We start from the raw sequence: 12,996 nt of genomic DNA, 5'->3' as shown, positions 1-12,996 counted from the left end.
GGTGTCGATTCGCGGCGGCGCCGCTCGTCGGGAGAGTGGACGCACACGGAACCGACCCGAGGAGACCACCATGAGGAAGATCGTCGCCGGCCTGTTCATCTCGCTCGACGGCGTGGTCGAGGCACCCGACCAGTGGCACTTCCCGTACTTCAACGACGAGATGGGCACCGCCGTGGGCGGCATGCTCGGTGACGCCGACACGATGCTGTTCGGCCGCGTCACCTACGACAGCTTCGCCGGGGCGTGGCCGGAGCGGGAGGCGGCCGGTGAGGCGGACGCCGGCTTCGCCAAGCAGCTCGGCGACGCCCGCAAGATCGTGGTGTCCCACCAGCCGCTCGAGTTCACCTGGCGCAACTCCGAGCAGCTCCAGGGCGACTTCGTCGAGGCCGTCACCGCGTTGAAGGAGTCGCCCGGCGGAACGATCGGCATGAGCGGGTCGCCGTCGGTGATCCGCCAGCTGCTGGCGGCGGGGCTGCTGGACGAGCTGCACCTGCTGCTGCACCCGATCGCCGTCCGGCGCGGGGCGAAGCTGTTCGACGAGGGGGAGTCCTCCGTGCCGTTGCGGCTGGTGTCGTCGGAGACGTTCACCACCGGGGTGCTGAACCTGGTCTACGCGCCGGCTCCGGCCGGTGAGGGCAGCTACGAGGAGGCCCGCACCCACCTGTAACGCGCGCCACCCTCGCATGGGACGGCATTGATTAATTCACTCCTACCAGGTAGGAAAAGTAGGTCTTCCCTACCTGGTAGGAGTGCACGTGACCCTGACCTCGGCTCCCGAGGTGGCGGCCGATGTCCGCCCGCCGGCCGGTGACCCCGGCCGGCGGCAGCGTTCCGCCCGCACGCGGCGGGTGGTGCTGCGCGTCGGCGCGCTGCTCGTGCTGCTGGTGCTGTGGCAGCTCACCGCGTCGGTGATGCGCAACCCGGCGTTCATCCCGTCGCCGGGCGCGGTGTGGCAGCGGCTGATCGAGACCTCCACCACCCACGACGGCGCCCGCGGCTACAGCGGCCACTACCTGTACGAACACCTCGGGATCAGCCTGCGCCGGATCCTCGTCGGCTCGCTGATCGGCGTCGCCGCCGGGCTGGTGATCGGTGTGCTCATGGGGACCGTGCCGTGGATCCGGGTGGTCACCGAACCCGTGGTGACGTTCGTCCGCGCGTTGCCGCCGCTGGCGTACTTCAGCCTGTTCATCATCTGGTTCGGCATCGACGAGACGCCCAAGCTGTGGCTGCTGTCGATCGCCGCGCTGCCACCGGTCGCGGTCGCCACCGCGTCGGCGGTCCAGGCCGCACCCACGACGCTGATCGAGGCGACCCGGGCGCTCGGCGCCGGCCGCGTCGAGGTGACCCGTGACGTCGTGCTGCCGCACGCCCTGCCCGAGATCTTCACCGGTATCCGGCTCGCGGTGGGCATCGCCTATTCCTCGGTGGTGGCGGCCGAGACCATCAACGGCGTTCCCGGCATCGGCGGCATGGTCCGCGACGCGCAGCGCTACTCGCAGACCGACGTCGTGGTGCTGGGCCTGTTCGCGATCGGCCTGTCGGGACTGGCGATCGACGCCGCACTCCGGTTCGCCGAGAACCGCCTGATTCCGTGGCGGGGGCGCGGATGACCGTCAGCACAACGAGAAGGGACGTCATGCGCAAACCACTGGCCGTCGTCGCCGCGCTCACGCTCGCCGTCACCGCCCTGAGCGGGTGCGGCGACGGGGCCGCGAGCGGCAACAAGAGCGCCGGCGACAAGACGATCCGCCTCGCGTACCAGGCGTTCCCGAGCGGGGACCTCGTCGTCAAGAACCAGGGCTGGCTGGAGAAGGCGCTGCCCGACTACAAGATCACGTGGACCAAGTTCGACTCCGGCGCCAGCATCAACACCGCGTTCGTCGCGAAGAGCGTCGACATCGCCGCGATCGGGTCGAGCCCGGTGGCGCGCGGGCTGTCGGCCCCGCTGAACATCCCGTACCAGGTCGCGTTCGTGCTCGACGTCGCGGGCGACAACGAGGCGCTCGTGGCGCGCAACGGCAGCAACGTCACCGCGATCGCCGACCTGCGGGGTAGGAAGGTCGCCACCCCGTTCGCGTCGACCGCCCACTACAGCCTCCTCGCCGCGCTCGACCGGGCCGGGGTCAAGGAGTCCGAGGTCACCATCGTCGACCTGGAACCGCAGGACATCCTGGCGGCCTGGACCCGCGGCGACCTCGACGCGGCCTACACGTGGCTGCCGTCGCTCGACGAGCTCAAGAAGACCGGCAAGGTGCTGGTGACCAGCCGCGAACTGGCCACCGCCGGCAAGCCGACCCTCGACCTCGGTGTGGTGTCGACCGCGTTCGCCGAGGCGCACCCCGACGCGGTCGACGCCTGGCGCAAGGTCGAGGCGCGCGCCCTGGAGCTGATCGCGAGCGACCCCGAGGCCGCGGCCACGGCCGTCGGCAAGGAACTCAACATCGGCACCGCCGACGCGAAGCACCAGCTGAGCCAGGGCGTGTTCCTCAAGCCCGCCGACCTGGCGAGCGCGGAATGGCTCGGCACGCCGGGGAAGGTCGGCGGACTGGCGCAGAACCTCCTCGCGGCGGCGCAGTTCCTCAAGGCCCAGAACAAGATCGACGCGGTTCCCGACCGGGCGGCCGTCGAGCGCGCCATCTACACCAAGGGCCTGCCGGATGTCCTCCAGCAGACCTGAGGCCGTCTCCGTCGAGAAGGCGACGGCGGCCGTCGAGGTCCGGGACGTCACCCACCGGTACGGCACCGGCGCGGCGGCGGTCACCGCCCTCGGCCCGGTCTCGCTGTCGGTCGCGGCCGGCGCGTTCCTCGTGCTGGTCGGCGCGTCCGGCTGCGGGAAGACGACGTTGCTGCGGCTGATCGCCGGGTTCGAACGGCCGACGGAGGGCACGGTGCTGGCCGGGGGAGCGGAGCCCGAACCGGGCCGCGGCGCCGGCCTGGTGTTCCAGCAGCCGCGGCTGCTGCCGTGGAAGACCGTCGGCGGCAACGTCGCGCTCGGCCTGCGCTACGCCGGCCTGGGCCGGGAGGAGCAGGCGCGCCGGGTGCCCGAACTGCTCACCCGCGTGGGGCTGTCCGACGTGGCGCACCGGCGCACCTGGCAGATCTCCGGCGGGCAGCAGCAACGGGTCGCGATCGCCCGCGCGCTCGCGGTCGACAACCCGTTGCTGCTCCTCGACGAGCCGTTCGCCGCGCTCGACGCGCTGACCCGCGAACGGCTGCAGGAGGACCTGCGCCGGGTCAGCACCGGGGCCGGGCGGACGTGCGTGTTCGTCACCCACAGCGTCGACGAGGCGGTGTTCCTCGGCAGCCGCGTCGTGGTGCTGACGAGCCGGCCCGGTCGCGTCGCCCTCGATCTGGACATCGACCTGCCGCGCACCGGGATCGAACCGGACGAGCTGCGCGGCTCGCCCGAGTACGCCGCGCTGCGCGCCACCGTCGGCCACGCCGTGCGGGAAGCCGCGTCCACCTGAGGGGGAAATCATGAGCGACACGTTGGTCGATCTACCGCTACGGCCGCTCGGGCCGGGCTTCGCCGCCGAGGTGGTCGGGTTGAACCTCGACCGGGCCTCCGACGCGGAGCTCGCCGAGGTGCGGGCGGCCCTCGTCGACCGGAAGGTGCTGTTCTTCCGCGACCAGACCCTCGACGACGACGGGCAGGTACGGCTCGGCCGCCGGCTCGGCGAGCTGACCGCCTCGCACCCCGTCGTCGGCGGCGTCGACGAGTCGCATCCGGAGGTGTACGCGCTCGACAGTGCCGACAACGGGTTCGCCGACGTGTGGCACACCGACGTGACGTTCATGCCGCGTCCGCCGTTGGGATCGATCCTGCGCGCCGTGGTGCTCCCGCCCGTCGGTGGCGACACGAGCTGGGCCGACAGCCAACTGGCGTACGAGTCGCTGTCGCCGCCGGTGCGGGACCTGGCCGACCGGCTCGTCGCCGTCCACGACGGCAACCGCGAGTTCGGCTACTACCTGGCGCAGCGCCGCGGCGGGCAGGGCAACGTCTGGGACGGCGAGGTGGTGACCCGGCTCGACCCGGTCGAGCACCCGGTGGTGCGGGTGCACCCGGAGACCGGACGCAAGGGCATCTTCGTCAACCCGGGCTTCACGTCGCACATCGTCGGCGTGTCCGACGCGGAGAGCCGGGCCATCCTCGACCTGCTCTACGCGCACCTGACCAAGCCCGAACACGTCGTGCGGCACCGCTGGCAGACCGGCGACGTCGCCATGTGGGACAACCGCAGCACCGCCCACTACGCCAACCGCGACTACGGCACGCAGCGGCGCGTCATGCACCGCATCACGCTCCGCGGCGACCGCCCGGTCGGGCCCGGTTCCGCGCGGTAGAGCGGTAGAAGGGAAAGCATCATGCCCGTGGAGTTTCTCGGCATCGGCGGCACGCAGGACGGGTCGGAGACCAACCCGCGCACCACCGCCGCCTTCGACCGCGACTACACCCTCAAGCTGGCCCGCGCCCACGCCGACAACGGGTGGGACCGGGTGCTCTTCGCCTACGGCGCCGGCGCGCCCGAGCCCGCGCAGGTGGCGGCGTTCGTGGCGAGCAAGGTCCCGGATCTGCAGATCCTGCTCGCGCACCGGCCCAACGTGTCGTACCCGACGTTCGCGGCGAAGACGTTCGCCACCCTCGACCACATCAGCGACGGCCGGCTGACCGTGCACTTCATCACCGGCGGCAACGACCACGAGCAGCAGCGCGAGGGCGACTACCTCACCAAGGACGAACGCTACGACCGCACCCGCGAGTACATCGGGATCGTGAAGAAGGCCTGGACGTCGCGGGAACCGTTCGACCACACCGGAACGCACTACCGGTTCGCCGACTTCGTCTCCGACATCTTCCCGGTGCAGCAGCCCCGGATCGGGGTGTCGTTCGGCGGCTCGTCACCGGCCGCGTACGCCGCCGGCGGCGCCGAGGCGGACATCTACTGCCTGTGGGGCGAGCCGCTGGCCGAGACCGCGGAACAGATCGCCGCCGTGCGGGCGGCGGCCCGCGCGGCGGGGCGCACCGACGTCCCGCGCATCCAGGTGGCGTTCCGGCCGATCATCGCGCCCACCGAGGAACTGGCCTGGGAGAAGGCGCACCGGATCCTCGGGCGGATCGAGGCGCGCAAGGCCGCCGGCCCGCTCAGCCGCCGGCACCCGGCCACCGCACCGGAGAACACCGGGTCGCAGCGGCTGCTGGCGGTCGCCGAGCGCGGCGACCGGTTCGACCGTGCACTGTGGACGGCCACGGCGAAGGCGACCGGCGGTGCGGGCAACTCCAACGCGCTCGTCGGCACGCCGGAGACCGTCGCGCGGGCCCTGCTCGACTACGTCGACCTCGGCGTCGACATCCTGTCGGCCCGCGGCTACGACATCTACGACGACACGGTCGACTTCGGCCGCTACGTCATCCCGCTCGTCCGCGAAGAGGTCGCCAAGCGCGATCGCGCCGCCGCGGCGGCCTAGCCACGGGCGGTTACCCGTCGAGGGTGGACAGGAGGCGGGCGGCGGCGCTGTGCATGTGCCGGTCCATCGCGTCGGCGGCGGCCTTCGGGTCGCGGGCCTCGATGGCGGCCAGGATCGCGCGGTGCTCCGCGATGGTGAGCTTCGCGTGGTCGGCGTCGTCGAGGGCGCGCTCCACCCAGATGCGGATCAGCGACCGGACGTTCTGCAGCAGGTCGCGGAGCAGGACGTTGTTCGCGGCGAGCGCGAGTTCCTGGTGGAACAGCATGTCCGCGGTGACGAAGCGGTCGAAGTCGTCGACGCTGCGCTCCATCGTCGTGGTGTGTTCGGTGAGGCGGGACCGGGCCGCGTCGGACGCGTGCGTCGCCGCCAGCCGGGCGGCCTGGATCTCCAGCCCGTGGCGCACCTCGATCAGCTCGCGGGTCTTGTCGGAGTGCAACAGGATGCCCCACGACAGCGTCTGCGGGAGCAGTTCCGACGTGCCGCCGCTGAGGTAGGTCCCGGAACCCGGGCGCACGGTGACGATCCCGAGGATCTCCAGCGCGGCGAGGGCCTCGCGGACGGCCGAGCGGCCGACGCCCATGAGCGACGAGAGCTGGCGTTCCGGCGGTAACCGGTCGCCCTGCGCGACGGCACCGCTCGCGATGTAGTCCAGCAGGCGGCGGGTGACCTCGGCCATCGCGGTGGAACTCTTGATCGTTCCACCGAGCGCGGCGCTGAGGGTCTGGGTGCCGTCGGTACTCGTCATGTGCCAAATCCTAGCAACCGGTCAACCAAAATTGGTCAACCGGTTGACAGGTCGACCAATCATGGTGACTATTTAGCCACAGCTCGATTGCTGAGAGTTTTCGATGTAGGAGTTCGTATGACCGCCGCCCCCGCCGCGCCGCCCACACAGACCGTCGAGAGATCCGCGATCCGCAAGATCGCCACGCGCCTGGTTCCGTTCGTCGCGTTGATGTTCTTCATCAACTACCTGGACCGCACCGCCATCGGGTTCGCCGGCCCGAACGGCATGAACGACGACCTCGGCCTCACCGCCGCGCAGTACGGCTTCGCGTCCGGTGTCTTCTTCATCGGCTACATCCTGTTGGAGGTGCCAAGCAACCTGGCCCTGCACCGGTTCGGCGCCCGCCGCTGGCTCGCCCGGATCATGGTGACCTGGGGCATCGTCGCGGTGCTGTTCACGTTCGTCGGGTCGTACACGCAGCTGTCGTGGCTGCGCTTCCTGCTCGGCGTCGCGGAGGCGGGGTTCTTCCCCGGCGCGATCCTGTTCCTGAGCCTGTGGGTCCCGGGCCGCTACCGCAGCAAGGTGCTCGGCCTGTTCTACCTGGCCCAGCCGCTCACCACCGTGCTGGGCGCCCCGCTGGCCGGCTGGCTGCTGAGCCACGACGGCGTCTTCTTCGGGCTGGAGGGCTGGCGCTTCATGTTCCTCGGCGTCGGCGCACCCGCGATCGTCGTCGGCGTCATCGCGTGGTTCTACCTGGTCGACTCGCCGGCGAAGGCGAAGTGGCTCACCCCGGCCGAGCGCGACTGGCTCACCGACGAGATCGCCCGCGAGCACGCGGAGAAGCCGGCCGCCGCGCAGGCGCACGGCTTTGGCGCCCTCAAGGCCGCTTTCAGTAGCGGACGCGTGTGGACGCTCAGCCTCATCTACTTCGGCTTCATCTACGGCCTGTACGCGCTGGCCTTCTTCCTGCCGACCGTGATCGCCGGCTTCCAGGACCAGTTCGGCACCACGTTCAACCTGGTGCAGAAGGGCCTGATCACCGCGATCCCGTACCTGCCCGCCGCGGTCGTGCTGTTCCTCGCCACCCGGCACGCCACCAGGCACGGCGTGAAGACCGGTCACATCGCGATCCCGGCGGTGACCGGCGGGATCAGCATCCCGCTCGCGCTGTTCGCGGGGTCGCCGGCGATGACCGTCTTCATCATCACGATCACCGCCTGCTCGATCTTCGCGGCGCTGCCGAACTTCTGGACCGTGCCCACCCAGTTCCTCGCCGGTGCCGCGGCCGCCGCCGGCATCGCGCTGATCAACACGATGGGCAACGTGGCCGGCTTCGCCGCGCCGTACGTCACCGGCTGGCTCGCCGACGCCAACGGCGGCGACTACAAGGTCGCGTTCTTTGCGGTCGGCGCGCTGATGCTGCTGTCCGCCGTCCTGATGGTGGCACTGGGTCGACGCGACCGGGTCGCCGTCGCCGCCCGCATCCCCGCGCCCGTCGCGCACTGAAGGGTTCGACAATGACTCGCCTGTTCAACGACCCGGCGGCCTTCGCCGACGAGATGACCGACGGCTTCGTGGCCGCGCACGCCCACCGCGTGCGTGCGGTGCCCGGTGGGGTGGTGCGCAGTACTGCCACGCCGCCCGGCCGGGTGGCCGTGGTGGTCGGCGGCGGGTCCGGGCACTACCCGGCGTTCGCCGGCCTGGTCGGTCCCGGCCTGGCCGACGGCGCGGTCGTCGGCAACGTCTTCGCCTCGCCGTCGGCGCGCCAGGTGACGACCGTCGCGCGCGCCGTCGACCGTGCCGCCGGTGATGGCGGCGGGATCCTGCTGACGTACGGCAACTACGCCGGTGACTGCCTGAACTTCGACGCCGCGCAGGACGAGTTGCGCGCGGCCGGCCTGGCCGTCGAGACCGTCCGCGTCACCGACGACATCTTCAGCGCCCCGCCGACCGAGCGCGACAAGCGCCGCGGCATCGCCGGCGACCTGGTCGTCTTCAAGATCGCCGGGGCGGCCGCCGCCGAGGGCCGGACGCTCGCCGAGGTGACCGCGCTGGCCCGCCGGGCGAACGACCGCTGTTACACGATGGGCGTCGCGTTCTCCGGCTGCACTCTTCCCGGTGCGTCCACGCCGCTGTTCGACGTGCCGGCCGGCCGGATGGCGATCGGCCTGGGTATCCACGGCGAGCCCGGCTTCGCCGAGGTCGACCTGCCCACCGCCGACGGCCTGGCCGACCTGCTCGTCGACCGCCTGCTCGACGAGCGTCCCGCCGACGCGGGGACCCGGGCGGCGGTGCTGCTGAACGGGCTCGGCTCGGTGAAGAACGAGGAGCTGTTCGTGGTCTACGGGCGGGTGGCCCGCAGGCTGGCCGCGGCCGGCGTCGCCGTCGTGGCGCCGGAGGTCGGCGAGCTGTGCACCAGCTTCGACATGGCCGGCGTCTCGCTCACGCTCGCCTGGCTCGACGACGACCTGGAGCGGCTCTGGCTCGCACCGGCCGACGCGGCCGGCTTCCACCGCGGCACGGTCGCGCTCGGGCCGGTCGAAGCCGGTCCGGTGGCCACCGCCGGGGCCGAGCCCGAGCAGCACGGTCCACAGTGGAGGTTCCTGGCTGTGCAGCCCGCGGAGACGCCCGTTGCGGACGCGGCGTCGCGGCTGGCCGCGGCGACCGCCGTCGAGGTCCTGACCGCGATCGAGGGGACGATCGACGCGCACGCCGACGAGCTCGGCCGGATCGACGCGGTTGCCGGGGACGGGGACCACGGCATCGGCATGCAGCGCGGCGCGACGGCGGCCGCTACCGCCGCGCGGGTGGCGTACGAGCGGGGCGCCGGGGTGGGGTCGCTGCTCACGGCGGCCGCGGAGGCGTGGGCGGGGCGCGCCGGTGGCACGTCCGGAGCGCTGTGGGGCATCGCCCTGCGGCGCATCGGCGAGACGCTCGGCGACGCGGGCGGGCCCACGCCCGTCACGATGGCGCTCGCCCTCCGCGCGGCCCGCGACGGCATCTGCGCCGCGGGCGGTGCCGGGCCCGGCGACAAGACCATGGTGGACGCGTTGATCCCGCTCGACGTCGCCTACGCGGCGGCGGCCGGCGACGGGGCCTCGGCCACCGACGCCTGGGACGCGGCCGCGTCAGCCGCGGAGAAGGCCGCCGACGCCACCCGGAACCTGTTGCCGCGCAAGGGCCGCGCCCGGCCGCACGCGGAGCGCAGCCTCGGGACGCCCGACGCGGGGGCCGTGTCGCTGAGCCTCATCGCCCGGACCGTCCACAGTGTACTGATCGAGAGGAACACCCGATGAGCAAGCCCATCAGCCGGCTCCGTATCGTCGTCGGCGCCGACGACGCCGGCTACGAGTACAAGGAGTCCCTGAAGGCCGACCTGGCGAAGAGCGACCGGGTGGAGTCCGTGGTCGACGTCGCCGACCTCGTCGGTGCTTCGGACCGGCCGTACCCCGATGTGGCGATCGCCGCCGCGGAACTCGTCGCGAGCGGACGGGCCGACCGGGCACTGCTGGTGTGCGGCACCGGTCTCGGCGTGGCCATCGCCGCGAACAAGGTGCCCGGCGTCCGCGCCGTCACCGCACACGACAGCTTCTCGGTGGAGCGGTCGGTGCTGAGCAACAACGCGCAGGTGCTCACGTTCGGCCAGCGGGTCATCGGGCTGGAACTGGCGCGCCGGCTGGCGCAGGAGTGGCTCACCTACGAGTTCGACGACGCGTCGGCGTCCGCCGGCAAGGTCGGGCGGATCACCGCGTACGAGACGCGGAGCGCGGCGTGAGCCCCATGAACGGCCCGGTGATCGGCGTCAGCCTGAAGATGTACTTCGGGTACGGGCAGACGCTGTCGTGGTGCCGGTCCATTGTGGACAGAGTGGGCGACCACCCAGCCCTGCGGACCGTGCGGCTGTTCGTGCTGCCGTCGTTCCCGGCGATCGTCGCGGCGGCGGAGATCTTCGCGGGGACGCCGATCGCGGTCGGCGCGCAGAATCTGTCCACTGCGGACGGTGGGGCGCACACCGGTGAGGTGAGCGGCGCGATGCTCCGCGAGTCCGGCGCCCGGTACGTGGCCGTCGGGCACGCGGAACGGCGCGCGATGTACGGGGAGGACGAGGCGACCGTCGCCGGCAAGACGGCGGCCGCGCTGCGCAACGGTCTCGTGCCCGTGCTCTGCGTCGGCGAACCGCGACCGGCGCCGGCGTTGGACGCCGCGTCGGAGTGCACGCGTCAGCTCGCCTCCGCGCTGCGGACCGCGCCCGACGGGCCGGTCACCGTCGCGTACGAGCCGGTCTGGGCGATCGGCGCGGACAAGCCCGCCGACGTCCCGTACATCGCGGCGGTCTGCGCCGAACTCCGCGACCGCCGCCCCGACCTCTCGGTCATCTACGGCGGCAGCGCCGGGCCGGGACTGCTGACCCGGCTCGGACCGGCGGTCGACGGCCTGTTCCTCGGCCGGTTCGCGCACGACCCGGCGGCACTGGCCGACGTCCTCGACGAGGCCGGCACGATGGGGAGCCCGGCATGACGATCGGCCTGAGCACGTACGCGTTCTTCTGGCAGTGGCACCCGACCAGCCCCGAACCCATCGACCTCGCCGACATGATCGACCGCACCGCCGACCTGGGCGCGACGCTGTTCCAGATCTGCGACTACCCGCTCGTCGAGGAGTACGACGCGGCGGCGCTGCGCGCCCTGCGGACGCGGGCCGAGCGGCGCGACGTCGAACTCGAACTCGGCACCCGCGGCGTGGCACCGGATCACCTGGCCCGGTACCTCGACCTCGCCCGCGCGCTCGACGTCACCCTGGTTCGAAGCATGCTCACGACGGACCGTGACAATGCGGTGAGCGCGCTGCGGCAGGCGCTGCCGGCCTTCGAAAAGGCCGGCGTCACCGTGGCGCTGGAAACCTACGAGAAGGTACCGACGGCCACCCTCGTCGACGTCGTCGTCGCCGTCGACTCGCCCGCGCTGGGCATCTGCCTCGACCCGGCGAACTGCGTCGCCGCGCTGGAACACCCCACCGACACGGTCGAGAAGACCGCGCCGTGGGTCCGCAACATCCACGTCAAGGACTTCGCGTTCACGCGGAAGGACGGCTGGGTGGGCTTCACCCTCGCCGGCTGCCCGCTGGGCGAGGGCCTGCTCGACTACCCCGCGATGGTCGCCGCCGTGCGGCCGGCCGAGCACGGGGTCAACCAGGTCATCGAGCACTGGCTGCCCTGGCAGGGCGACAGCCGCACGACCCGCGACCTGGAGAACCACTGGACCGCAACGAACCTGGACACCCTGAGGAGCTGGAACCAATGACACTGACCATCGCGGTCGTCGGCGCGGGCGGCAAGATGGGCCTGCGCATCTCGAACAACCTGCAGCGCAGCGACCACACCGTCTTCTACTGCGAGAGCGGTTCCGCCGGCATTCAACGCACGGTGGACGCCGGCCGCACCGTCACCGACACCGAGACCGCGGTCGCCACGGCCGACGTCGTCATCCTGTCCGTGCCCGACATCGCGCTCGGGCCGGTGTCGGCCGCGGTGGTGCCGCGGGTGCGTCCCGGCACGATCGTGCTGACGCTCGACCCGGCCGCCGCCTACGCCAACCTGCTCTACCAGCGCGACGACGTCGAGTACGCCGTCGCCCACCCGTGCCACCCGTCGGTGTTCCTGCAACGGAAGACGCAGGCCGAGCTCGACGACACGTTCGGCGGCATCGCCGCGCCGCAGGACGTGGTGGCCGCGCTCGAATCCGGCAACTCCGCGGCGATCGCGACCGCCGAGCAGGTCATCCGGCTCATGTACGCGCCGGTTCTGGACGTGCACTGGGTCACCGTGAAGCAGTTGGCCTACCTGGAGCCGACGCTGGTCGAGGTGGTCGCCTGCATGATCGGCGACCTGCTCAACGACGCCCTGCGCGAGACCGTCGACACGGTCGGCGTGCCGGAGCCGGCGGCCCGCGCCATGCTGATGGGCCACGTGCAGGTCGCCCTGGCCAACGGCCTGCGCGGCGACAACCCGTTCTCCGACGCCTGCCTGATCGCGATGGACTACGGTCGCCGCAAGCTCATCAAGGACGACTGGAAGAGCATTTTCGACGACGCCGAGCTGGACAGCGTCCTCAAGCAGATGCTCCATCTCGACCACATCCACCGCTGAGGTCTCAGATGCGGGTGGCGACGGCGTTCGGGTTGCCGTAGGTCGTGTACGCGAGCCAGCTCGGATCGGCGGTGTCCTCGATCGTCCGGCGGGCCTTCAGGCCGGCGGCGCCGAGGGACTCGCCGGCGAGCAGGGCCGCGTAGAACACCTCCGCGAACGTCGCCGCCTTCGTGGTCTCGACCGGCCACAGCGTCCCGATGAACGCGCCGGCGCCGGCGGACATCAACTGTTCGGCCCAGCCCATCATCCGCGTGTAGTAGGGCGCGATTCCCGCGCTACGGCAGGCGTTGAGGAAGATCAGCAGTTCGCGGTCGCCGAGAAGGATGCCGCCGTCGTCGATCCGGGACTTCGGGTGGGGCTCGAACCGGCGCGGGTCCAGCCGGGACCGACGCCCGGCGTCGCGGCCGACCAGCAGCGTTCCGGCGGTGTCGAGGTAGACCGCCGACGGCAGCAACGGCGAGCCGTCGAAGAGCAGCGGGCGCACCCGCCCGTCGGGAAGCCGCAGCATCCCGACCGTGTTCGACGTGCCGAAGTCGATGCCCAGCAGGTGCATGCGCACCGCCCTCGAATCTCGACGGGGTACCGCAAGAAACCCGACTGTACCGTCAGCCGGAGCACGGTGTGCTTGACCGGCGGCTGTCGACCTTCGGAGGGA

At 71.8% G+C, this 12,996-nt stretch carries 14 protein-coding genes; 12 read left to right on the top strand and 2 right to left on the bottom strand.

Annotated features, from left to right (window positions below; all coding sequences use genetic code 11):
- The first annotated feature begins 70 nt into the window (after positions 1-70).
- The 6 genes from Vau01_RS11855 to Vau01_RS11830 all read left to right on the top strand — a co-directional run bounded on the left by Vau01_RS11855 (position 71) and on the right by Vau01_RS11830 (position 5,469).
- Positions 71-667: a dihydrofolate reductase family protein gene (locus Vau01_RS11855; protein ID WP_203990707.1), complete on the top strand. Its 597-nt coding sequence runs from the start codon at positions 71-73 to the stop codon at positions 665-667.
- Between the two features lie 88 nt (positions 668-755).
- Entirely contained in the window at positions 756-1,613 is an 858-nt protein-coding gene (locus Vau01_RS11850; protein WP_239151505.1) for an ABC transporter permease, read from the top strand.
- A 26-nt stretch (positions 1,614-1,639) separates the two neighbouring features.
- On the top strand, positions 1,640-2,680 hold the full coding sequence (locus Vau01_RS11845) for a taurine ABC transporter substrate-binding protein (protein WP_203990704.1): 1,041 nt from the start codon (positions 1,640-1,642) through the stop codon (positions 2,678-2,680).
- Positions 2,661-3,470: an ABC transporter ATP-binding protein gene (locus Vau01_RS11840; protein WP_203990702.1), complete on the top strand. Its 810-nt coding sequence runs from the start codon at positions 2,661-2,663 to the stop codon at positions 3,468-3,470. The genes Vau01_RS11845 and Vau01_RS11840 overlap by 20 nt, the downstream gene beginning before the upstream one ends.
- Before the next feature lie 10 nt (positions 3,471-3,480).
- The gene (locus Vau01_RS11835; RefSeq protein ID WP_203990690.1) at positions 3,481-4,347 is read left to right on the top strand and encodes a TauD/TfdA dioxygenase family protein; all 867 of its coding nucleotides are present in this window, start codon (positions 3,481-3,483) and stop codon (positions 4,345-4,347) included.
- A gap of 21 nt (positions 4,348-4,368) precedes the next feature.
- Positions 4,369-5,469, top strand: coding sequence for an LLM class flavin-dependent oxidoreductase (locus Vau01_RS11830; protein ID WP_203990679.1), 1,101 nt, complete (start codon positions 4,369-4,371; stop codon positions 5,467-5,469).
- A 10-nt stretch (positions 5,470-5,479) separates the two neighbouring features.
- Here Vau01_RS11830 and Vau01_RS11825 read toward each other — a convergent pair whose 3' ends face one another.
- Entirely contained in the window at positions 5,480-6,214 is a 735-nt protein-coding gene (locus Vau01_RS11825) for a FadR/GntR family transcriptional regulator (protein WP_203990674.1), read from the bottom strand.
- A gap of 117 nt (positions 6,215-6,331) precedes the next feature.
- On the opposite strand from Vau01_RS11825, the gene Vau01_RS11820 reads away from it, so the two are divergent.
- From Vau01_RS11820 to Vau01_RS11795, 6 genes are read left to right on the top strand one after another with little or no spacing between them, the layout of a single operon-like run.
- Positions 6,332-7,702: an MFS transporter gene (locus Vau01_RS11820; protein WP_203990671.1), complete on the top strand. Its 1,371-nt coding sequence runs from the start codon at positions 6,332-6,334 to the stop codon at positions 7,700-7,702.
- Positions 7,703-7,713: 11 nt separating this feature from the next.
- Positions 7,714-9,492 carry a dihydroxyacetone kinase family protein gene (locus Vau01_RS11815; protein WP_203990668.1) on the top strand — a complete coding sequence of 593 codons (1,779 nt, stop codon included), beginning with the start codon at positions 7,714-7,716 and terminating at the stop codon, positions 9,490-9,492.
- Positions 9,489-9,971 carry a ribose-5-phosphate isomerase gene (locus tag Vau01_RS11810; protein ID WP_203990666.1) on the top strand — a complete coding sequence of 161 codons (483 nt, stop codon included), beginning with the start codon at positions 9,489-9,491 and terminating at the stop codon, positions 9,969-9,971. Before Vau01_RS11815 ends, Vau01_RS11810 begins: the two co-directional genes overlap by 4 nt.
- Positions 9,972-9,976: 5 nt before the next feature.
- A complete protein-coding gene (locus Vau01_RS11805; RefSeq protein WP_239151531.1) occupies positions 9,977-10,714 on the top strand; it encodes a triose-phosphate isomerase family protein in 738 nt (245 codons plus the stop codon).
- Positions 10,711-11,496 carry a sugar phosphate isomerase/epimerase family protein gene (locus tag Vau01_RS11800; protein ID WP_203990655.1) on the top strand — a complete coding sequence of 262 codons (786 nt, stop codon included), beginning with the start codon at positions 10,711-10,713 and terminating at the stop codon, positions 11,494-11,496. The genes Vau01_RS11805 and Vau01_RS11800 overlap by 4 nt, the downstream gene beginning before the upstream one ends.
- Positions 11,493-12,341 carry a phosphogluconate dehydrogenase C-terminal domain-containing protein gene (locus Vau01_RS11795; protein WP_239151504.1) on the top strand — a complete coding sequence of 283 codons (849 nt, stop codon included), beginning with the start codon at positions 11,493-11,495 and terminating at the stop codon, positions 12,339-12,341. Before Vau01_RS11800 ends, Vau01_RS11795 begins: the two co-directional genes overlap by 4 nt.
- 4 nt (positions 12,342-12,345) lie before the next feature.
- On the opposite strand, the gene Vau01_RS11790 is transcribed toward Vau01_RS11795, so the two are convergent.
- Positions 12,346-12,894, bottom strand: a complete 549-nt coding sequence (locus tag Vau01_RS11790; RefSeq protein WP_239151530.1) for a CHAT domain-containing protein — start codon at positions 12,892-12,894, stop codon at positions 12,346-12,348.
- Positions 12,895-12,996: the final 102 nt, after the last annotated feature.

Source organism: Virgisporangium aurantiacum (genome assembly GCF_016863635.1).
Lineage (GTDB): Bacteria > Actinomycetota > Actinomycetes > Mycobacteriales > Micromonosporaceae > Virgisporangium > Virgisporangium aurantiacum.
Note: the sequence above shows the minus strand (reverse complement) of the source record. Positions and strands in the feature narration are given on the sequence as shown.